Below are 22,305 nucleotides of genomic sequence, written 5' to 3'. Positions count from 1 at the left end.
ACGTGTAGAGAAATATTTATTTACACGTAGAGAAATTATTATTTACATGTAAATAATTTGAGCGACAAGAATTTTTGCACACCCAAAGCGCAGGTATTACAATGAAAGAGCGTATGTTTTGGACAACAAAACATACGCTCTTGTATTATGTTGCTGCATCGGCAGCAAGTCTTCAGAAAGGGTTTAGAGCGGCATTTACATTACGCCGTCTTCGCGAAGTTTCTGTTGCCACTTCCATGCCGAGGCGAGCACGTCCTCCAGCGGCGTATCGGCTTTCCAGCCCAACACCGTGTTGGCTTTGGTGCAATCGCCCCAAATCTTTTCAATATCGCCTTCTCGACGAGGTCCGAACTTCCAATTCACCTTTACACCCGTAGCCTTTTCAAAGGTGGTTACTATCTCAAGGGTGGAATTTCCGCTACCTGTGCCAATGTTGAAATATTCTATCTTGTCGGTTTCCTTGTCCAATACACGTGTCATGGCAGCTACATGGGCTTTTGCAAGGTCTACCACGTAGATGTAGTCGCGTATGCATGTGCCGTCTTCGGTGTCGTAATCGTTGCCGAAAATGGTAAGTTGCTCGCGTATTCCCATCGCCGTTTGCGTAACGTAAGGGATAAGATTGTTTGGCACACCGTTAGGCAATTCGCCGATATAGGCTGTCGGGTGTGCACCAATCGGGTTGAAATAGCGAAGCACAATACTCTTTATGGCAGCCCCGCTGTGTATGTAATCGTAAATGATTTGCTCGTTTATCTCCTTCGTATTGCCGTATGGCGATGTGGCTTTCTGGTGCGGAGCGTCTTCGGTAACGGGCAGATTTTCTTGGTTTGGCTGCCCGTAGACCGTGCAGGAACTTGAGAAGATAATGCCCTTGACGTTGTATTTAGGCATCATTTCCAACAAGTTGATGAGCGAAACAACATTGTTACGATAGTACATCAATGGCTTTTCAACACTTTCGCCCACTGCTTTCGATGCAGCAAAATGAATGATGCCCTCTATATTGGGATATTTTTGGAATACACGTTCGGTAGCTTCCTTGTCTTCAAGGTTCACCTCTTCGAAGGCAGGACGTATGCCTGTAATCTGCTCAATGCCGTCGAGCACTTCTATTTTAGAGTTCGAAAGATTGTCTACTATTACTACATCGTAGCCTGCTTCTTGCAGTTCTACGGTTGTATGCGAACCTATAAAGCCTGTACCACCTGTAACTAAAATTGTTTGTTTCATACCTTTTTATAAATATTTTGCAAGTAACTTGTTCTCGTTTCTTACAGCAAGAACGAGAGAGTCTTCTGTTTTTATACTTGCAAAGGTACTTAGAAATCGGCAGTTAAGACCACAAAAGTGGCATAATTTATTAAAAAAGGTGCGATTGTACCCCTATAAATAAAAAGTTTTACTAACTTTGCCATAGTTTAAACAGCATTCAAAAGTTCTTAAATGTTTTTATTATGGAACAGACCAAGCAACAGATTGAGCGTTTTCTGAAGAAGATTGCGCAGAAATTTCCTACAACGGAAGCACCTACAACCATAACCGACATTCATTTAAGGGTGTCGCAATTCAGTGGCGACCTTATGGCTTTCAACGACGAAGGAGAAGAAATAACACGCTGTGTTGTTGAAGAATGGATAGAAAACAACGACAACAACTTCAACGAAAACGTTACTGCGCTGCTCCGCGCAGAAGCATTGAACCTGAAAGACATCATAGACGGCTTTGGCATCATGAAGCCTTACAGCTTGGTTTTGGAAGACGAAGAGGGAGAAGACATAGCCGAACTCTATGTTGCCGACGACGATACGATTATCGCAGGCGACGAGTTGCTGCCGGGTTTAGAGGAAGACCTCGATGAGTTTTTGAAGAAACTGTTACCTTAAAAGAAAGGATATATACGTATGAGAAAGGGCAGAAACACTGTCTTGCTTCTGTTGTCGTTGCTGTTTTCGACAGCTGCCGTAGCGCAACGCCACGAAATTCTGAACGAAAACATACGTTCGTTGCAGGTTGTAGCGAACAAAGACTGGCTCGCCATGCCCATCATGGAATTGGGAAACGGCGTGTTAGACATCGATTTCGACGACCTTACACACGAATATCATCGCTATTCCTACAAACTGGAACATTGCGAAGCCGATTGGAAACCAACGACTTCGCTTTTCGACAGCGACTATGTGGAAGGCTTTGCAAGCGGAAACACGATAGACAACGTAGAGCAATCGCTGCTTACAAATACCATTTACACGCACTATCATCTCAGCATTCCGAACGAAGTATGCCGTCCGAAGATTTCAGGAAATTACTTGCTTACGATTTACGATGACGAAGGCAACGATGCCATAAAGGTTTGTTTCATGGTGAAAGAACCTTTTACGCAGTCGATGGGCATAGGTTTGAACGTCGTAACCAATACCGATGCCACCATAAACACGGCACACCAGCAGGTGGAAATGGAGCTGAAGTACAACAGTTACAACGTAACGAACCCACAAACACAAATAAAAACGGTGTTACTGCAAAACAAACGGTGGGACAATGCGCGGTGGAACGCAAAGCCGCAATACGTTATGAGCGACGGTTTGCGTTGGAGCCACAATGCCAACTATATATTTTGGGCAGGCAACGAATACAGAAAGTTCGAGATTTTATCTACCGATGTAGCCTCAACGGGTATCGAACGCATACGCTGGGACGGTGCAAACTTCCACGCTTACCCCTTTATTGCATTGCCAAGGCAAAACTATCTGTACGACGAAGATGCGAACGGAGCGTTCTTGATACGCAATTCGGACAACTATCACATAAATACGGAAAGCGACTATATGCTGGTTCACTTCCGGCTAAACTGCTCGCAGCCTGTCAAAGGCGATGTTTACGTAAATGGCGATTGGACTTACGACAGGTTTCTACCGCAATATAAATTGGCATACGATGATGAATCGAAAAGCTATCAGGCTGTAATCCCACTGAAATTGGGCTATTACAGCTATCAATACATTGTACTGAACGAAAACGGCAGAACCGAAATTATGCCTACGGAAGGCAGCTTCTATCAAACCGAAAACACTTATCAGGCATTGGTTTACTACCGTGAGCAAGGCGGAAGAACCGATAAATTGGTGGGCTACACGTCGTTTAAGTTTAAAGCAAAATAGGCAGTAACATCGCTATCGGCACTTTTTCGCAGCACATTTTAACAACAAATATATATGAAAAGAGTTTTACTTGCATTTATGGCATTAGCATTAAGCAGTTCCGGAGTAATGGCTCAGAACAAAGATATAACAATAACATTGGTAGAAACATCGGACGTTCACGGTTCGTTCTTCCCATACGACTTCATCACGCGCAAGCCGATAGCAGGGTCGATGGCAAGGGTTGCAACCTTTGTTAAGGATTTAAGGCAGAAGCAAGGCGCAGAGAATGTGTACCTTTTAGATAATGGCGACATTCTGCAAGGGCAACCGATAAGTTATTACTACAACTACATTCAGACACAAAAGGAAAACATTGCTGCCGGCGTCATAAACTTTATGAAGTACGATGCGTCGAGTATTGGCAACCACGATATAGAAACCGGGCACGCCGTTTACGATAAATGGATACGCGAACTGAACTGTCCTGTGGTGGGAGCAAACATCATCGACACGCAGAAACAAAAGCCATACGTGTTGCCTTACACCATTATCAAGAAGGAAAACGGCGTGAAAGTGGCTGTCGTAGGTATGCTTACACCTGCCATTCCCAATTGGTTGGAAGAGGGTTTGTGGAAGGGTTTGCGCTTCGACGAAATGGTTTCGTCGGCAAAAAAGACTGTTGCGGCATTGCAGGAAAACGAGCAACCCGATGTTATCGTAGGACTTTTCCACTCCGGTTGGGACGGTGGTATAACGACACCCGACTATATTGAGGACGCTTCAAAGCAGGTTGCGGAAGAAGTAGACGGCTTCGATGTGGTGTTTTTCGGGCACGACCACAAGCCACGCAATATAACCGTAACCAACAAAAACGGCAAAGAAGTGTTGTGTCTCGACCCTGCCAACAATGCGCAAAAGGTTGCCGTGGCAACCATAACCTTATCGCCGGCAAAAGAAAAAGCGAAGAATGGCAAACGTTTCAACATCATTAAGAAGTCGGGAGAGTTGGTAAATGTGGCTAATCTTGCCGTAGACAAGTCGTTCATGGCACATTTCGAGAACGAAATAAACGAGGTAAAGAATTGGGCAAACACCGAAATCGGACGTTTTGAAAACACCATCAGCACGAAAGACTGCTTCTTTGGCAACTCTGCCTTCAACGATTTAATCCTTAATTTAGAGCTTCAAATCACGAAAGCAGATATTGCTTTCAATGCGCCTTTGGGCTTTAAATCGACCATTAAAGCAGGTGCGATAACCGTAGGCGATATGTTCAGTCTTTACAAATACGAGAACCAGCTCTACACCATGCGCCTGACGGGCAAGGAAATAAAGGACTATCTGGAGATGAGCTACAACCTTTGGGTGAACACAATGAAGTCTCCCGACGACCATTTGCTGTTGCTTTCGGAAGATACAAGGGACGATTCGCAACGCTTAGGCTTTAAAAACCTCTCGTTCAACTTCGACTCTGCCGCAGGAATTGACTATGAAGTGGATGTAACAAAGCCTTACGGACAGAAAGTAAACATACTAAGAATGAGCAACGGACAGCCTTTCGACGAAACAAAATACTATACAGTGGCAATAAACAGCTATCGTGGCAACGGCGGAGGAGAGCTTCTTACCAAGGGCGCAGGCATTCCGCAAGACCGGCTGAAAAGTCGTATTGTATGGCGAAGCGAGCGCGACCAACGCCATTATCTTATGGAAGAGATTAAGAAAGCAGGTACGTTGAACCCGCAACCCAACAACAACTGGAAGTTCGTACCTACGGAATGGACCGACAAGGCTGCCGCCCGCGACCGCAAAATACTGTTCGGCGAATAGCCCAAAAGTATTCAGAAAAGAGGAAAGGATAGAGAAATGAAGTGCTATTGGTTTGTATTTTGCAAAACCGACATCGTGTTGGAAAAGACCGCCGACGGCTATACAATCCCCTTATCGGAAAGCTGTCCTACCCCACTGAAAGCGTGGTCGCAGGTATTGGATATAGACCCGATGCCCGACGGAACACATGTTAAAGCCGTAAGCATAGATATGCCGCTGACCGACAACCCGGCGTTCGAAATGTGCGGACTGCGCAACAGCTATTACAAACTCGCACAAACGTTTTATCTGAAAGCCGGAAAATGCTACGAACTGCTATATTGGAACCAAAACACACGGTTCTGTGGCGTTTGCGGAGCACCGATGAAACTGAACAGCGAAATATCCAAACGCTGCACAAACTGCGGCAAAGAGGTGTGGCCACAGGTTTCAACAGCCGTCATTGTATTGGTGCATCGCGGCGAAGAAGTGCTTTTGGTGCGAGCGAAAAACTTTAAAGACAACCACTACGGCTTAGTGGCAGGCTTCGTGGAAACGGGCGAAACCTTCGAAGAAGCCGTACACAGAGAGGTTTTGGAAGAAACCGGAATACAGATAAACAACCTCCGCTACTTCGGTTCGCAGCCGTGGCCGTACCCTTGCGGCATAATGGTGGGCTACAATGCCGACTACGTTGGGGGCGAAATACATTTGCAATGGAACGAGCTTTGCAAGGGAAGTTGGTTCGGAAAAGACAACCTGCCCAACCTGCCGGAAAAGTTATCAATCGCCCGAATGTTGATAGACGACTGGCTTGAAAACACGAAAAACAACAAATAATAATCCAAATACAAACTAAAAATCGTATGAACTTTTTAGAAAAAACATTGGGCTTCGACCCTAAAACAATGAAGTTGCGCACCGAACTGATAGCAGGTGTAACAACATTCCTCACTATGAGTTACATTCTGGCAGTGAACCCGTCTATCCTTATGTCTACCGGCATGGACCAAGGCGCACTCTTTACTGCCACGGCATTGGCTTCGGCGATTGCCACATTCTTATTGGCGTTTATGGCAAAGTTGCCTTTTGCGCAAGCACCATCAATGGGTCTCAACGCATTCTTTGCCTATACGCTTTGCCAAGCAATGGGCTATTCGTGGCAAAACTCGCTTGCCATTCTGCTCATCGAGGGCATTGTGTTCATCTTGATAACATTCTTCAACGTGCGTGAAATGATATTCAACGCCATTCCGAACAATCTACGCTATGCCATTTCCGCAGGTATCGGTATGTTCATTGCCTTCATCGGTCTTAAAAATGCAGAGATTATCGTATCGAAAGAAGGCACTTTCGTGGGCTTGGGTGCTTTTACCGCTCCCTGTCTGCTGGGTATTTTTGCCACCCTGCTTAGCGGTGTACTGATGGCACGCAACATTAAAGGTGCATTGTTTTGGAGCATCATTGCTGCAACCTTAATCGGAATACCGATGGGTGTAACCAATATTCCGGAACATTGGTTGCCGGTTTCCGCTCCACAAGATATTTCGCCCATCTTCTGCCAATTCGATTTTTCAGGCTTATTGAGCCTCAAAACCGGTCTTGTAGTTTTCTCTTTGCTCATTATCAACATCTTCGATACCATCGGAACCCTTATGGGCTTGGCTGAGAAAACGGGCATCGTGCGCAAAGACGGAACCATTCCGCGCGTCAGCGAAGCGATGATGAGCGATGCCATTGGTACTACTTGCGGTGCCATGCTCGGCAGTTCAACCATCTCTACCTATATAGAAAGTGCCAGCGGAATAGCCGAAGGCGGTCGTTCGGGCGTAACGTCGTTCATTGTAGGCTGCATGTTCATCGTTGCCCTATTCCTTTCTCCGGTGTTCCTGCTTATTCCGAGTGCAGCCACAAGCGGAGCTCTCATTATGGTAGGCGTGCTTATGCTCGACTCTGTAAAGAAGATAAACCTTCAAGACATGACCGAAGCCTTCCCTGCCTTCATAACGATGATAACGATGGTACTTTGCTATTCTATCGCCGATGGCATTTGTCTGGGAATACTCTCGTTCGTTATTATGAAGCTCTGCACACGCCGTTGGCAAGACCTGAACTGGACGCTCTGCATTCTGTCCGTCCTCTTCGTCCTCAACTTTGTGTTAGGATAAAAGCGATATTTATAAGCAGAAAGCGAGCGATAAAAGCGCAAACATTTTTCATAAGAATGCGTTTCACCTAACTCATTCGCTATCAAAACGTTGCAAAACCTATTGTTTTGCATTCTCAAAGCGGCTGTTTTGCACGGTAAAAGCGTAGGTTTTGCATCGCAAAAGAGCCGCTTTCGCAACGCAAAATCGAAACTATCGTTTTCCGTCAGAATAATCTTTACAATACCAAGTCGTATTATTCAAAAAACAAAACAAAAGGGTCGCAGCCCCGAAAGGTTGCGACCCTTTTATTTTCTGTATATGTTCTGATTAGCCTAAGAGGTGCAACTCGCCCACAATGAACAAGAGACCGTAACCCAATACAAGGGAAATGATACCACAGGTAAGACCTGTTTTCAACATGTCTTTCTGCTCTATTAAACCCGTTGAGTAAGCAATGGCATTCGGAGGAGTAGAGATAGGCAGGCACATCGCAGTAGAAGCGGCTATCGCCACACCGAGAAGAACAGTGCTGGTGCCACCGATAAAATCGAGCTTGTCGCCCATTGCACGGCAAACTACAGCCAAAATAGGCATCAGAAGGGCTGCCGTAGCAGTGTTGGAAATGAAGTTCGACAAGAAGTAACAGATAAGACCGGAAACGATGAGAATAACGATAGGACTCCAACTGCCGAACGGAATGCTTTCGATGGCAACATCAGCCAACCCGGAACCGTTCATACCAAGACCGAGCGCAAAACCTCCGGCTACCATCCAGATAACACTCCAGTCGATTTGCTGCAAGTCTTTTGCCGTAATAACGCCTGTTATGGCGAAAATTCCCATCGGTATCATCGACACAGTGTTTGTGTTGATGCCTGTAATTTCTTTCGGAATAATCCAAAGCAAAATCGTTATAATGAAGGTAGCAATTACTACGTACATACGCCAACCGCGGTGTACTTCGCCCTTAATCTCCAATTCGATGGTTTTCTTGCTGAACGGGAAGAAGTGAAGAATTACGCGCCAGCAAATAAGTAGCAGGATAATGACAAGCGGAGTCATGATGAGCATCCACTGACCGAAACTGATTCCCAAGTTCAAACCGTCAGGGTCGTTCAGGAATTTCATCGCAATCATATTCGGAGGAGTACCGATAGGCGTGCCTATACCACCCAAGTTGGCAGCCAACGGAATAGACATCGTGAGTGCGATACGCCCTTTTCCGTTTGCCGGCAACGATGCAAAGACGGGTGTCAAGAACGTTAGCATAAGGGCAGCAGTAGCTGTATTCGAAATAAACATCGAGAAAATACCTGTTATGAATAGGAAACCGAGCAGCACATTCTCGCTCTTGTTTCCGAAAGGACGTATCATATTCTTAGCCAACAGCGTGTCGAGACCCGACTTTGACGCAGCAATGGCAAGAATAAAACCAGCCAAGAACAACATAATAATAGGGTCGGCAAACGACGCCATAATTTCTTTAGACTTCAATAGCTCTCCTATTCCATCGCCTTTGAAGAATTGAAACGAGTTTTCCGACACGGTTACACACATTATAGTCATAATTGCCAACGACGTTGCCCAAGCCGGAATACACTCGGTCAGCCAAGAAAGCGTTGCAAAAACAAAGATGGCAATGATGCGTTGCTGCACAACGGTTAGTCCATCAATATCGAACACTGAGATGGGAAGGTTCCAAACAATGGCTGTTATCAGCACAATTCCTAAAAGCTGCCATACTTTCTTCATTTCAATGTGCGTAGACAGCGTGTTTAAATTATTCTCTGACATGGTAAAAATGTAATTAATTAAAAATGATTGTTTATATAGTTACTTAAATTGGGTACTAAATTACGAAAAAGTTTGCATTCTTACAAAAATCGAAACATTTTTTGTACTTTTGTCGAAAATATTCTTTCATTATGCGAAAATCATTGCTTCTACACCTCTTATTATTAAGCCTGTGTTTCGGTTGTAGCAACAACAAAGCCAAAATGGCGAATACCGATGCTCCGACAGACAGCACATTGGTATTTAAATATGCCGAGAATATAAAAATGGAACGTACTTCCGACGGCATCAAGGTTACCCTTTCCAACCCTTGGAAAAAGGGCAAGACACTGCACACCTACTATTTGGTGGAAGATGCAGACAAGGCAGAAAAGCCTGCAGACGGCACGCTTGTGCAAGTGCCGATGAAGCGCGGGGTGTTCTTTACAACAGCACACGCCAACCTAATGGAAATGTTGGGCGCACAAGATGCCATTGTGGGTGTTGCCGATGCGAAGTATATGCTGATACCCGACGTACAAAAACGGCTTCAAACAAAATCCATTGCCGATTGTGGCGACGGTATGAAGCCCGACATAGAGAAGATTATCGACATTAAGCCCGACGGTTTGTTGCTCTCTCCGTTCGAGAACAGCGGTGGCTACGGCAAGTTAGACGAGATTAAAATCCCTATTATCGAATGTGCGGAATACATGGAAACCTCTGCATTAGGACGCGCCGAATGGATTAAGTTCTATGGTATTCTGTTCGGTTGTCAGCACGCTGCCGACTCATTATTCAAGGTAGTGGAAAGCAACTACCTTACTTTGAAAGCCAAAGCAAAGACTTCCAAGCAAACGCTTTCGGTACTACCCGACCGCAAAACAGGCAGTGTGTGGTATATGCCGGGCGGCGAGAGCAGCGTGGGCTTGCTCTATAAAGATGCCAACGGTAAGTATGCGTTTGCCGACAACAACAAGAGCGGGAGTCTTGCACTGCCTTTTGAAACGGTATTGGACAAAGCCGGGCAGGCTGATTTTTGGATTTTCAGCTACTACGGCAACTTCAACAAGCAGCAACTCTTAGCCGAATACCAAGGCTACACAGCATTAAAACCCTTCCAAACAGGCGAAATTTACGGTTGTCAAGTAGACAAAACGCCCTATTTCGAGGAGGTTAGCTGGCGTCCGGACCGGCTTTTGGCTGACCTTATCCAACTCTTCCACCCCGATTTGCGGTCCGGTTCGATGCGTTATTACCACCGTTTATAAAGTCGGCAGAAACCTTTCAGACAATGAAAAAGAATACTTGGGCATTTGTTCTGCTGCCACTTGGCATCGTTATTCTGTTCTTACTGAACCTTTATATCGGGTCGGTACGCATTCCATTCAACGACATTGCGGATATTTTCTTAGGTCGATTTGAAGGCAAGGAGAGTTGGCGTTTTATCGTTTTAGAGAACCGTTTGCCGCAAGCAATTACGGCAATGTTCTGCGGTGGTGCACTTGCAGTAAGCGGTTTGATGCTGCAAACCGCCTTCCGAAACCCATTGGCAGGGCCCGACGTGTTCGGTATCAATGCGGGAGCAGGCTTGGGTGTGGCACTCGTAATGTTGCTTTTAGGTGGCAATGTGTCTACTGTTCTGTTCTCGGTATCGGGTTTCATGGCTGTGTTGGTGGCAGCTTTTGCAGGCGCGATGGCTGTAACGGCATTGATATTCTTCTTCTCGCTCATCGTCAGAAACAGCGTCTTGCTGCTCATTATCGGCATTATGGTAGGCTATATGTCGTCGTCCGTAGTGTCGTTGCTTAATTTCTTTGCCACCGAAGAAGGCGTAAAAAGCTATATGATATGGGGCATGGGCAACTTCGGAGGCGTATCCATGGAACACATTCCCGTATTTATGGCAATTGTCAGCATAGGCATTTTCTGCTCCCTACTGCTTATGAAACCGCTCAACGCCTTACTGCTCGGAACGCAATATGCCGAGAGTCTGGGCATCAACACACGCCGGACACGCAACTATTTGCTGGTTGTTACAGGTCTGTTATCAGCCATAACCACTGCTTTCTGCGGTCCGATAGGTTTCATAGGCTTGGCTGTTCCCCACATCGCCCGGCTCTTGCTGACCACCGAAAATCACCGTTTGCTGTTGCCGTCTACCATTCTTAGCGGTGCGCTGACAGCTCTTTTCTGCAACCTTATTTGCTATTTACCGGGCGAAGGCGGCATTATTCCGCTCAATGCCGTAACGCCTTTAATCGGTGCACCCGTAGTAATTTATGTACTTATGAAATCGAAAGGTTAGCAAAAACCGACAGAAAAATATCCAATTAGCTTTTAGCAGTTGGATTATTTTTTGTAGTTTTGCAAACAAAATCCGTAGTGCGAGCTACGCGGTTAATCTAATTTAATAAGAATGAACACAACTAATTTATCACCATTCAGACGAACGGTAGTAGGCGTACAATTCCTTTTCGTGGCTTTTGGCGCAACTGTTCTCGTTCCGTTGCTCGTCGGGCTCGACCCCGCCACTGCCCTTTTTACGGCAGGTATCGGAACTTTCATTTTCCATTTAACCACAAAAGGCAAGGTGCCCATATTTCTCGGGTCGTCGTTTGCTTTCATTGCGCCCATTATTTCGGCATCGAAACAATGGGGAATGCCCGGCACATTGGCAGGCATTATCGGCGTTTCGCTGGTTTATTTCCTTATGTCGGCACTCATTAAATGGCAAGGCAGGAAACTGCTAAACAGACTTTTTCCACCTGTCGTGATAGGTCCTGTCATCATCTTGATTGGACTTTCGCTCTCGAGTTCAGCAGTGGATATGGCTAAAAACAACTGGCTTCTGGCCGGCATTTCGCTCACGGTGGCTATCTTGGTGCTTACTTTGGGCAAAGGACTAATAAAGCTCGTGCCCGTGGTTTGCGGCATTGTGGCAGGTTATATTGCAGCCATTTGCATGGGCGAAGTAGACTTCTCGAACGTAGCAGCTGCACCTTGGTTTGCATTACCGCCCGCATTAGCCGACTTCCACTTACCGCAATTTGCTTGGGAACCCTTCCTTTTCATGATTCCGGTTGCCATTGCACCCGTTATCGAGCATATTGGCGACGTTTATGTGGTAGGAGCCGTGGCACAGAAAGACTTCGTGAAAGACCCGGGACTGCACCGGACAATGCTCGGCGACGGGTTGGCTTGCCTTGCAGCAAGTTTCTTTGGCGGTCCTCCTGTTACTACTTACAGCGAAGTTACAGGTGCTATGAGCATCACAAAAATCACTCAACCACAGGTTATTCGCATTTCGGCAGCCACAGCCATTGTCTTTTCGGTAATCGGAAAGCTCAGTGCGCTGTTGCAAAGCATACCTGCTGCCGTGCTTGGTGGTATTATGTTGCTGCTCTTCGGTACTATCGCTTCGGTGGGCATACAGAACCTTATACAGCACAAAGTGAACTTAAACCACACCCGAAACACCATCATCATTTCGGTAACGCTTACCATTGGTATTGGCGGAGCTATCCTTACTTATGGCAATTTCGCCATGAGCGGCATCGGGTTGTCGGCTATTGTAGGTGTCTTACTTAATCTTGTGCTGCCACACCCAAAAGAAGAAGACACGACGGAATAATGCTTTTGTAACGCGAAACTTACTATAACTCAACATAAAACCGCGGGAACAACAATGCTTTTATGCTTTTGTCCCCGCTTTTTGTTGGGCATATTGACGAGTGTAAACCGCAAGCTCGTTTAGAAATTATAGTATTTTTAGAAGCCATAGAAATTTTGGACAAACAGATAGGAAATCGCTCTTGTTTTGTAAATATAATTCTGAAGAAAAACGATAATTTTGATTTGACGTTGCGAAAGCGGCTGTTTTGCGATGCAAAACCTACGGTTTTACCGTGCAAAACAGCCGCTTTTGGAACGCAAAACAATAGGTTTTGCAACGCATTGACAACAAACAAGTTACACGACAGATACGCTTGTGAAAAACATTTACACTTTTTTCGTCTTCTTTCTGCTTACCAAAAAGGAAATATTGTTGTGTTTTCGGTTTTGGCAAACGGTAATTACTTACTTTTGTTGTGGGTACATCGTTACGACATTTGCCCCCTTTATATGGCGTTCGAAGTGCGAGATAAGTGCTTCTGAATATTGTTTGTGCTTCACGTCCATAGGTTCGCCGTCCAACCGAACAGCGTCTATGCTCATATATTTCTTCATAAAGTCGGCAGCAGAATGCTGACTTATATAGTTGCATTCTTCGACGGTGATGGGCACAACTTGGTGGAACTGAATGGTGCGCCCGCCTATATTGGCAAACACTTCGTTGGGTACATCGGGCAGCGGACACAGCATCAGCATGGCAAAGAAGTCGGTGGAAGCATCGAACGACAGTTTTTCGCTGTCGCTGTCATTGTAGCTTAGCGTGTCGCCCAACTGAAATTGGAAGTTGTAATAGGTATATTGCACGACATCGCGCAGCAAGCGGAGATACCAATAGTTGCTGCCTTTGCTTAAATCGGCATCGGTTACGTTCCAATCGGGCGGCAGATACATAACGTATTCAAAGTGTTCCACCACAAAGCCATCAGTATATTTGGTTCCGTCGAAAATGATTTCGCCATTGTCTGACCGCTCGTAATACTCCTCGTTGGGCACACGAATGGCACCTGCGCCGATAGTGCAGAGCGTCCGGTAGTTGTGTTGCTTGGTGGGCGGAATGCTGACAATGTCGATGGGAAAGCCTTCGCCGTCGGTATCGTGCAACACTGCGTCAATCTTTCCGAAGCGTTCTTCCACGAATTTCCGTAGGTCTTTACGTTCCTCTGCACTATAATAAGGTAAGGGCTTGTCCTCGTTGTTTTTCTTTTCCAACTGCATATACGATACGATATTGCCCAAAATGCGCTCGGGTTCGTCGGAAAAAAGGTAGACAACGCCTATATCTGTTTTGTCTGCTGTCTCAATATAAATGTATTTCCGCGCCAGCCATATATCCTTAATCAGCGAGAACGGCGTGGTGAGATAGCGTGCCTGAATGCCATCGTCTGTGGTTATCGACACCGATATGCCTTCTTCGTCGATGCGATAAGTATTGAGTTTTAATGCTTTGTGGAGCTTTCCGTATATATAAACATAGTAGGCAAGAATACAAAACAAGACAATGGGTATGCCTATTGTGGCAAATTCGATGTTTTTCTGCACATAAATCAAAGGCAACATAAGCAGAAAAAGCCACGAGACAAACATCTTCAAAGGGTGCTGAACCCATAGTGCGCCAACGGCACGAGGCACGAACCACCACACCGACTTGTCGCAATAGCTCGCAACAGGCTCGGGAGTATCGCGCACCAACAGTCTCAAGGCTTCGTTTCTTGTTATGTGTTTCATCGTGAAAACAACAAAATAGGGTTGTTATTAAACGTATAAAAAGAACGCCTCCGAGATGAAAGCGTTCTTTATTATGCTGTTATTTAATTCCTAATGGGGGGATATTTCCTGAACCAGCCGTCTATTCTTAAACGCATAACGCCAAAAAAGGCTTCCGAGAAAATGCCTCCGCTCATCTTGCTTGTGCCTTCGCGGCGGTTTACAAAGATAACGGGCACTTCCTTTATCTTAAACCCTATCTTGTGCGCCGTGTACTTCATTTCTATCTGGAAGGCATAGCCTTTGAAGCGAACTTCGTCGAGCGGAATGGTTTCCAGCACCTTACGGCGATAGCAAACAAAGCCTGCCGTGGTGTCGTGGACGTGAAATCCGGTTACGAAACGTACATATTTGCTGGCAAAATAGCTCATCAGGACACGTCCGATGGGCCAGTTTACAACGTTTACGCCGCTGACATAGCGTGAGCCGACTGCCACATCGAAGCCTTCGTCGTGCGTAGCTGCATACAATCGGGGCAGGTCGTTGGGGTCGTGGCTGAAGTCGGCGTCCATCTCGAAGATGTAGTCGTAGCCGTGCTCCAACGCCCAACGGAAACCACGTATATAAGCTGTGCCAAGTCCTAACTTGCCCGAACGCTCGATGATAAACAAACGGTCGGCAAACTCTTCTTCGATTAATCGGTGAACTATCTGTGCTGTTCCGTCGGGACTTCCGTCGTCGATAACCAAGATATGGAAGCATTTTTCCAAACCGAAAACGGCTCGGATAATCTTCTCCATATTCTCTTTTTCGTTGTATGTAGGTATTATTACTATGCTGTCGCTTGTCATACGCAAATATATTCTTTGTTGCAAAAGTAAAACAAATATCCGAATATCCCAAATGTTACAAACGGTTTGCGCCTAAAAGGTTGTTAAAAGAGAATGCAGAAACCTGTTGTACGGGGAAGGTGCGATGGGGTTTTCCGGCTCTGTTTTTCAGATGTCCGGATAGGTGTGATGTCATGTTTAAACGGATATGATGTCATCTTCAGAAAATATGACGTCATATTCGGACAAATATGACGTCATTTCCGAGCAAATATGACGTCATATTTGGTGAAATATGACGTCATATTTTTCACCCCATCATATCATATTGAAACACTGTAGATTACGGACGTGCTTTTTCTACACGAAATATCGCCCTGCGACGGCGTTGGAATTGGGGTGCAATTGTCCTTAAAAAGTAAGAGCCGACACGCTGTACGGCATGTCGGCTCTTGCTGTTTTTATGTATTTTGCAAATGCAAAATGTTCTTTCGGTTTATTCTTCTTCGTCCTTAACCTCTGCTTCGTGCTCGGCAATGAGGGTCTGCTGGAGTTCGTTAGGCACGAGTTCGTAGCTTGAGAACTTGGTTGTGAAACTTGCACGACCGCCTGTCAGCGAACTCAAGGAGATGCTGTAGCTTGACAATTCTTTCAAAGGAATTTTGGCTTGCAGCTTCTGGTATCCGGCTTCGCTGTCCATTCCCATTATCATGGCACGGCGTCCTTGCAGGTCGCTCATTACATCGCCCATGTAATCGCTCGGCACATACACTTCCAAATCGTAGATTGGCTCGAGAATTTTCGGTCCCGCAATCTTGAAGGCATCAGAGAATGCGTGGCGTGCAGCAAGCGTAAACGAAAGCTCGTTAGAGTCTACGGGGTGCATCTTACCATCGTAAACAACGACACGTACGTCGCGGGCATAACTTCCGGTTAATGGTCCGCGCTCCATACAGTCCATAATACCTTTCAAGATGGCCGGCATAAAGCGTGTGTCGATGGCTCCGCCGACAACAGAATTGATGAATACGAGCTTGCCGCCCCAAGGTAAGGCTTTCTCTTCCTTGCCTTTGATGTTCATCTTAAACTCTTGTCCGTTGAACTTATACATTGTCGGGTCGGGCATTCCTTCTGCGTATGGTTCTACAATGAGGTGCACTTCGCCGAATTGTCCTGCGCCACCGCTCTGCTTTTTGTGGCGATATTCCGCCTTCGCCTGCTTGGTAATGGTTTCACGATAAGGTATGCGTGCTTCCTTGAATACGGTCTGGAGCTTCTCGTTGTTCTCCAAACGCCACTTCAAAGTGCGCAAGTGGAACTCGCCTTGTCCCTTCACGATGGTCTGGCGCAGCTCTTTGCTTTGCTCGATAATCCATGTTGGGTCTTCTTGGCGCATCTTCAGCAAGGCAGCCATAAGCTTTTCGGTGTCTTGAGAGTTTACCGCCTCGATGGCACGGGTATATTTGGGATTAGGATACTTAATGAAATCGAAGTGCTGTTCCACACCCTTACCGTTCAACGTGTTACCCGTTTTAACGTCTTTCAGCTTCACGGTGCAACCAATGTCGCCTGCATTAAGTTGCTCGACAGGGATTCTGTTTGCCCCCGCACAAGCAAATATCTGTGCAATGCGCTCTTTTGACCCTCTGTCTGCGTTGGTTAAATCGTCTCCAACCTTAATAGAGCCGCTCATAACCTTAAAGTAGCTCACCTCGCCGATATGCGGTTCAACGGCAGTTTTAAAGAAATAGATTGATTCCGCGCCGTTTGAGTCGGGTGTAACCTCCTCGCCGCGTGTATTGTGTACCTTGTCCATTTCGCTGACGAAAGGCACTACGTTGCCCAGAAATTCCATTAAGCGGCGCACACCCATATCTTTTCCGGCACAAACGCAGAACACCGGGAAGATGTTACGTGCCACAAGACCCTTGCGAATGCCCTCGCGCATTTCGTCTTCGGTAAGTGTTTCGGTCTCAAAGAACTTCTCCATCAGTGTTTCGTCGTTCTCTGCAGCAGCCTCGACCAACGCTTTGTGCAGCTCCATCGCCTTATCCATCTCTTCGGCAGGTATGTCTTCGATGATAGGAGCACCGCCTTCGGGTTTCCAACTGTATTTCTTCATCAGCAAAACATCAATGATGCTGTTGAAGCCGGCACCCGTTTGGGTTGGGTATTGTATCTGCACACACTTTGAACCATAGATTTCCTTCATGCTGTTCATCACGTTGTCGAAGTCGCACTTATCGGAATCTAATTGATTGACTAAGAAGATTACAGGTTTCTTCAGCTTCTCTGTGTAGCGGAAGTTGTTTTGTGTTCCTACTTCGGGTCCGTATTGTCCGTTTATAAGTATCACGGCTTGGTCGGTAACGTTCAGTGCTGTTATCGCTCCTCCTACGAAGTCGTCGCTTCCCGGACAATCAATTATGTTTAATTTCTTATTGTTCCACTCAACATGAAAAACAGTAGAGAATACCGAGTAGCCGTATTCCTGTTCTACTGGGAAATAGTCGCAAACTGTGTTTTTGGCTTCCACTGTGCCACGGCGTTTGATAATACCGGCACCAAATAACATACTTTCGGCAAGAGTAGTCTTGCCGCTACCCGCACTGCCAAGCAATGCAATGTTCTTGATTTCGTTTGTCTGATATACTCTCATAACCACGATAGATTAAAAAAAAGGTTGTTTCTAAAAGGTCTACACGCAGGCAGCAATCTATGATAGATTTGGTTTTAGAAGCCCACCTTTAGGTTGTTAGTATTATGTTCTGTGTCGAGCGATAAGCAATACTTACCGCTACCGCCGTCTAAGTTAGGCATTTTCTTTCATACCGCCAAAACTATTTACAACATTTTAGCAAAGTATTAAAAGATATTGCTACTTTTGCAAACAAGTAATTATTGTTTAGGCATAATACATTATATTATATAATAAGATGGCAGGACTCTATATCCATATTCCTTTTTGTGCGAGCCGGTGCGTTTACTGTGGCTTTTATTCCACCGTAACGCCCCATGCAGAAAAGTCGGCATTAGTCGATTTATATGTGGACGCACTATGCAAAGAAATGGCAACACAAAGGCATTACATCTTCGGAGAGAAGTCCGACCCTGCCGAACGCCTCGAAACCATCTACTTCGGAGGAGGTACACCGTCGCAACTGCGTGCCTGCCACATCGAGAAAATATTCCGCTGCATTGCCGAAAACCATTCCGACAGAATGCCCAACCGCGACGACATGGAAATAACCCTTGAGTGTAACCCCGACGATATAACGCCCGAATTTGCCGAAAACCTAAAGCATCTGCCCATCAATCGCATATCGATGGGTGCACAGACTTTCTCGGACGAGCGTCTGAAGTTTCTGCGCCGCCGCCACAAAACCGCCGATGTGCAGACTGCCATCGACCGTCTGCGCCGTGCAGGCATAGAAAACATTTCCATCGACCTTATGTTCGGTTTCCCCGACGAAACATTGCAAGAATGGCAAACCGACATCGACAAAGCCATTGCCTTGGACATTGAGCATATTTCGGCTTACAGCCTGATGTACGAAGAGGGCACGCCGCTTTTCCAACTTCTGCAAAAAGGCAAAGTGAAAGATATGGACGAAGAACTTTATCGCACCATGTACGACACGCTTATCGACCGCCTTGCCCTTGCCAACTACGAGCAATACGAAATCAGCAACTTTGCCAAACTCGCCCATACTGCCGTTTCGCCTTTCCGTTCGCGCCACAACAGTGCCTATTGGGCGGACAAACCCTATCTCGGCATAGGCGCATCGGCACACAGCTACAACCTTTTCACACGCCGTTGGAACGTAGACAACCTGCAAGAATATATCGATGGAATTGCGAACAACCGCCCTGTCTGCGAAGTGGAAACCATCGATGCCGACACGCACTACAACGATATGGTAACAACAGCCCTGCGCACGCAAAGCGGCATCGACCTCGCCGCATTGCCTTCGCCTTACAAAGAGCACATTACGAAAGCCTCTGCCCCACTCATTTCGCAGGGTTTGCTTGCCATAACCCGCAACCATCTGCACCTTACGCGCAATGGAATTTACGTCAGCGATTTCGTTATGAGCGAATTAATGTACGTTTAAAACCGCATCAAACCGTTTTTTTCATTATCTTTGCACGCAGAATTAACAGAAACTTACATTTATGACAGAACAGCAATTTGAACAGCTTTGGCAAGCCAACCGCCAACAACTGCTCGCAAACGACGAAGAATACCAACGCATAAGCAAAAGCTACACATCGTCGAGTTGGCTCGATTACCTTGTGTCTATTGGCGGGTTCGTTATCTGCGAAAAGTTTATACAGGGCTTTAACCTTGGCAACGTATGGACATTCCTCCTTGCAGCACTCGGAATGGTCATCGTCTGGTACGGCTTCCGTCTCATAAAAAGCAGACTAAGCAGCAGCAAAACACTTGAAGAAGTGGAACAACGAATAAAAGAACAATACAAATCTACCTTGCATTAATATCCCCATAACATATTAAAACAGGTTTAAGGCAGTTTCTAAAAATCCAATAAAGCCGGTTTTTAGAAACTGCCTTAATTTCGTTTTCATACATGTGTATAAACCAATAGATAATCTATCAACGCTTTATCTCTCTGCGCAAACACTCAAAATTGTCTTATAAGACATTTTAAATTCTCTTATAAGACAATTTTAATTCTCTTATAAGACAATTTCGACGGTTTGCAAAGAGTTGATTATCAGATAATTACAAAAGCGCATTTTCAGCCCCGAAAAACGCGGAAAACGGTGCATGGAAAACGCATTTTCCGCACCCTCGTCGTGGCTTAGAAACGGCTGCGCTCGTTTGCTCCTGCGCCCGTACCTTTGTATTTGCTGCGTGCTGTGTTGAATTTGTAGCGCAACGTAACGTAGACTTCACGGCTATCGAAGTCTTGAAATACATTTGTTTTAAGGTTATTCGTGTAGAGTATGACTTGATTAGCGGTGCGTTTGAAAAGGTCGTCTACGCCTACGGTAACGGAAAGGCGGTCGTTCAGGAATGTTTTTCTTACCGAAAAGTTGAATGCGCAGGTGGTTCTGGTAAGCTCAGTGTTCTCTGTCATACCCTTAGAAGTAACTTGCAAGAATGCTTCTGCCGTCCAATTGTGGTTGAATTCAAACGAATTGTCCCACTGTAAGCCCCATATCGGTTTGCTTAAATCGAACTTGCTGCCCAAGCGTTCTATGTCGAACCACTGCTTTTGGCAGAACAATGTGAGCTGCGGAGCCCATACGCCGATTGTCGGTGCTGCGGTAAGGCTCAGTGTCAGGGCCGGGAAGTTGTCGAAATTGCGGTAGCGTAGCGTTGTGATATTCTCATCAGTGCCTTCCTTTTCGTTCCAATACATAATCTTGTTATGCGTCTGTGTGTAGTTGGCAACAAAGGTGAGCAGTTTCCAATTACTCACAAACGAGATGTTGTGCAGCGTTGCCGGCTTCAGCGTAGGGTTGCCGCTCTGGCGCGTAAAGCGGTTCATATAAACTACATTCGTACCTAACTGGTTGTAAGAAGGGCGCGATGTCTTTGCCGAATAAGAGAGTTGCAAGCCTACTTTCTTTATTTGTGTTGCGAAAGTGAGCGACGGGAACCACTGATTGTAAGTGCGGCTATGCTCCGGGCTGTACACTCCTTGGTCGTAATAGTCGGAATTTACGTGCTCGTAACGCAGTCCTGCCATAAGCTGACCGATAGGTGTGGGGCGGCTGTACTCGAAGAAGAAAGCGTTGTTGCGCTCCTTAATGGTCGATACTGCATTGGCTACAATGCCTTCTTGGTTAGTGTAACTCTGCTCGTGATTGGTGAAAGCGTTCTCGTTTCCGACCGATAAGCTGCCGCCAAACAGCGGGTGAGAAAGCACCAGCTTGGTTGCAAAGAACTTGTTCAGGTGCGTTCCCGCAGATGTTACCGTGCGATTATCGTAGTTGGCACTTTGCTCTTTCGTTGTGTGAAGTTCGGTTTCTTCGCCGTAATAATAATCAGTATTGAAGTCGATGTTCAGCTTTCCCACCTTTCCAACGTAGTAAGCCGAGAGGCTTTTGTTGGGAATGGCAGTGCTTCTGTTCGGTATTTGCGACTCTATATGGTCGTAGAACGCATTGTTTTTCAGTACATCGGTAGAGAAATCGGAGTGTCCGTAGTTTGCACCGACAAGCAAATTGGTGAAGAAACGTGCGCCAACGGCATGGTTGGCATTGAACTCGTAGGCTGCCGAAAGTGTGTAGTTGTTGTTCGTATTGCGAAAACGGCTCTCGCCTGTCCATTTGTTTGTCCACAAATCAGCTGCCTGTACCTCGTTGGTAGTGGTCTGATTGTTTAAGTTATTGCTAAAATTGTAAGCCGAACCGGCCGTCAGCTCCAAGCCGTTGCGGCGATAATACATATTGAGCTGATTGTAAGTGTCCCAGTTTTCCCAATAATAAGCCGACGTGCGTGCATCGAAACCAAAGCCGTCGCCCACCCTGCGCACCGTGTGAATGCGGATAACGGCACTCACCGTCGCATCGTAGCGGGCACCGGGATTGGTTACGACCTCGACGTCCTTAATGTCCGACGAGTTAAGACGCTCTATTTCGGTGGCGTCGGTTATCTTTCTATTGTTTATGTATATAACTGCTGCACCGCGTCCGATTACCGAATAGCTGCCTTCTTTGCCCGTCAGCAACGGAATATGCTTGAGAACATCATTGCCCGAGCCAGCTTTTGCCAGCGACGAACCGACAATTGTGGTAACAAGGGCATCGTTTCGTATTGCCATCTTGGGGCGTTGAGCCGTTACGGTTACGCCTTCCATCGTCTTGGCTTCCGACTTTAACAACAGGGTATCGCCGACAAGGGGCAGCGAAACATTACGCTGTTCGTAACCAACGCCCGAAACACGCAAGAAGACTTGGGTGCTGTTGGCAGGCAAAGTAAGCAGGAACTTGCCCCCATTATCGGTTACTGCCCCTGTAACGAGCGATGAATCGCGCACGGAAAGGGCTATAATGTTCGCATACTCGATGGGCGAACGTTGCTCGTCGGCTACCCAACCGCGAATGGCTTGCTGCGCCTTTGCAGCGGTAGAAAACAGTGCCAAGGCTGTAACAATGGCATACACTTTCTTCATTGATAACATAATGTTGTTGTTTAGATATTTCGTTGTTATTGCTTGCAAAGGTAAGAAAAGAACAATTATTTAC

At 46.2% G+C, this 22,305-nt stretch carries 16 protein-coding genes; 10 read left to right on the top strand and 6 right to left on the bottom strand.

The genetic code is table 11. The features are described 5' to 3' along the window. Nucleotides 1–195 precede the first annotated feature (195 nt). Nucleotides 196–1,233, bottom strand: coding sequence for a UDP-glucose 4-epimerase GalE (gene galE, locus JCM15124_RS01890; protein ID WP_024998060.1), 1,038 nt, complete (start codon nucleotides 1,231–1,233; stop codon nucleotides 196–198). A gap of 224 nt (nucleotides 1,234–1,457) precedes the next feature. Between galE and JCM15124_RS01885 the strand changes: the two genes are divergently transcribed. Genes JCM15124_RS01885 through JCM15124_RS01865 form a run of 5 tightly spaced genes read left to right on the top strand, consistent with a single transcriptional unit; the run spans nucleotide 1,458 to nucleotide 7,120 of the window. Further along, nucleotides 1,458–1,886 carry a hypothetical protein gene (locus JCM15124_RS01885; RefSeq protein ID WP_024998059.1) on the top strand — a complete coding sequence of 143 codons (429 nt, stop codon included), beginning with the start codon at nucleotides 1,458–1,460 and terminating at the stop codon, nucleotides 1,884–1,886. A gap of 18 nt (nucleotides 1,887–1,904) precedes the next feature. Next, nucleotides 1,905–3,161: a type IX secretion system plug protein gene (locus JCM15124_RS01880; RefSeq protein WP_024998058.1), complete on the top strand. Its 1,257-nt coding sequence runs from the start codon at nucleotides 1,905–1,907 to the stop codon at nucleotides 3,159–3,161. Between the two features lie 54 nt (nucleotides 3,162–3,215). Continuing rightward, a complete protein-coding gene (locus JCM15124_RS01875; RefSeq protein WP_024998057.1) occupies nucleotides 3,216–4,973 on the top strand; it encodes a bifunctional metallophosphatase/5'-nucleotidase in 1,758 nt (585 codons plus the stop codon). A gap of 36 nt (nucleotides 4,974–5,009) precedes the next feature. After that, nucleotides 5,010–5,792: an NAD(+) diphosphatase gene (gene nudC / locus JCM15124_RS01870; protein ID WP_024998056.1), complete on the top strand. Its 783-nt coding sequence runs from the start codon at nucleotides 5,010–5,012 to the stop codon at nucleotides 5,790–5,792. Nucleotides 5,793–5,818: 26 nt separating this feature from the next. Further along, nucleotides 5,819–7,120, top strand: coding sequence for an NCS2 family permease (locus JCM15124_RS01865; protein WP_024998055.1), 1,302 nt, complete (start codon nucleotides 5,819–5,821; stop codon nucleotides 7,118–7,120). Nucleotides 7,121–7,429: 309 nt separating this feature from the next. Here the strand turns inward: JCM15124_RS01865 and JCM15124_RS01860 are convergent, their stop codons facing one another. Continuing rightward, on the bottom strand, nucleotides 7,430–8,896 hold the full coding sequence (locus JCM15124_RS01860; RefSeq protein WP_024998054.1) for an SLC13 family permease: 1,467 nt from the start codon (nucleotides 8,894–8,896) through the stop codon (nucleotides 7,430–7,432). Between the two features lie 203 nt (nucleotides 8,897–9,099). Here JCM15124_RS01860 and JCM15124_RS01855 point away from each other — a divergent pair, with 203 nt between their 5' ends. The 3 genes from JCM15124_RS01855 to JCM15124_RS01845 all read left to right on the top strand — a co-directional run bounded on the left by JCM15124_RS01855 (nucleotide 9,100) and on the right by JCM15124_RS01845 (nucleotide 12,509). Beyond that, the gene (locus tag JCM15124_RS01855; protein ID WP_036884889.1) at nucleotides 9,100–10,146 is read left to right on the top strand and encodes an ABC transporter substrate-binding protein; all 1,047 of its coding nucleotides are present in this window, start codon (nucleotides 9,100–9,102) and stop codon (nucleotides 10,144–10,146) included. Between the two features lie 23 nt (nucleotides 10,147–10,169). Further along, nucleotides 10,170–11,183 (top strand): iron chelate uptake ABC transporter family permease subunit, encoded by a 1,014-nt coding sequence (locus JCM15124_RS01850; protein WP_024998052.1) that lies wholly within the window; start codon nucleotides 10,170–10,172, stop codon nucleotides 11,181–11,183. Between the two features lie 111 nt (nucleotides 11,184–11,294). Beyond that, entirely contained in the window at nucleotides 11,295–12,509 is a 1,215-nt protein-coding gene (locus JCM15124_RS01845) for a uracil-xanthine permease family protein (RefSeq protein WP_024998051.1), read from the top strand. Nucleotides 12,510–12,955: 446 nt separating this feature from the next. Here JCM15124_RS01845 and JCM15124_RS01840 read toward each other — a convergent pair whose 3' ends face one another. The 3 genes from JCM15124_RS01840 to fusA2 all read right to left on the bottom strand — a co-directional run bounded on the left by JCM15124_RS01840 (nucleotide 12,956) and on the right by fusA2 (nucleotide 17,743). Continuing rightward, entirely contained in the window at nucleotides 12,956–14,275 is a 1,320-nt protein-coding gene (locus JCM15124_RS01840; RefSeq protein WP_024998050.1) for a suppressor of fused domain protein, read from the bottom strand. An 83-nt stretch (nucleotides 14,276–14,358) separates the two neighbouring features. Next, complete coding sequence (locus tag JCM15124_RS01835; RefSeq protein ID WP_024998049.1) at nucleotides 14,359–15,105, bottom strand: polyprenol monophosphomannose synthase; 747 nt, start codon at nucleotides 15,103–15,105, stop codon at nucleotides 14,359–14,361. 475 nt (nucleotides 15,106–15,580) lie between these two features. Next, nucleotides 15,581–17,743, bottom strand: coding sequence for an elongation factor G2 (gene fusA2, locus JCM15124_RS01830; protein ID WP_024998048.1), 2,163 nt, complete (start codon nucleotides 17,741–17,743; stop codon nucleotides 15,581–15,583). A 277-nt stretch (nucleotides 17,744–18,020) separates the two neighbouring features. Here fusA2 and hemW point away from each other — a divergent pair, with 277 nt between their 5' ends. Then, the gene (gene hemW, locus JCM15124_RS01825; RefSeq protein WP_024998047.1) at nucleotides 18,021–19,199 is read left to right on the top strand and encodes a radical SAM family heme chaperone HemW; all 1,179 of its coding nucleotides are present in this window, start codon (nucleotides 18,021–18,023) and stop codon (nucleotides 19,197–19,199) included. A gap of 61 nt (nucleotides 19,200–19,260) precedes the next feature. Beyond that, nucleotides 19,261–19,584 carry a positive regulator of sigma(E), RseC/MucC domain protein gene (locus JCM15124_RS01820; protein WP_024998046.1) on the top strand — a complete coding sequence of 108 codons (324 nt, stop codon included), beginning with the start codon at nucleotides 19,261–19,263 and terminating at the stop codon, nucleotides 19,582–19,584. A gap of 326 nt (nucleotides 19,585–19,910) precedes the next feature. Here JCM15124_RS01820 and JCM15124_RS01815 read toward each other — a convergent pair whose 3' ends face one another. Then, entirely contained in the window at nucleotides 19,911–22,232 is a 2,322-nt protein-coding gene (locus tag JCM15124_RS01815; protein WP_024998045.1) for an outer membrane beta-barrel family protein, read from the bottom strand. Nucleotides 22,233–22,305: the final 73 nt, after the last annotated feature.

Source organism: Prevotella falsenii DSM 22864 = JCM 15124 (assembly GCF_000613945.1).
In the GTDB taxonomy this organism is placed as follows: Bacteria; Bacteroidota; Bacteroidia; order Bacteroidales; family Bacteroidaceae; genus Prevotella; species Prevotella falsenii.
Note: the sequence above shows the minus strand (reverse complement) of the source record. Positions and strands in the feature narration are given on the sequence as shown.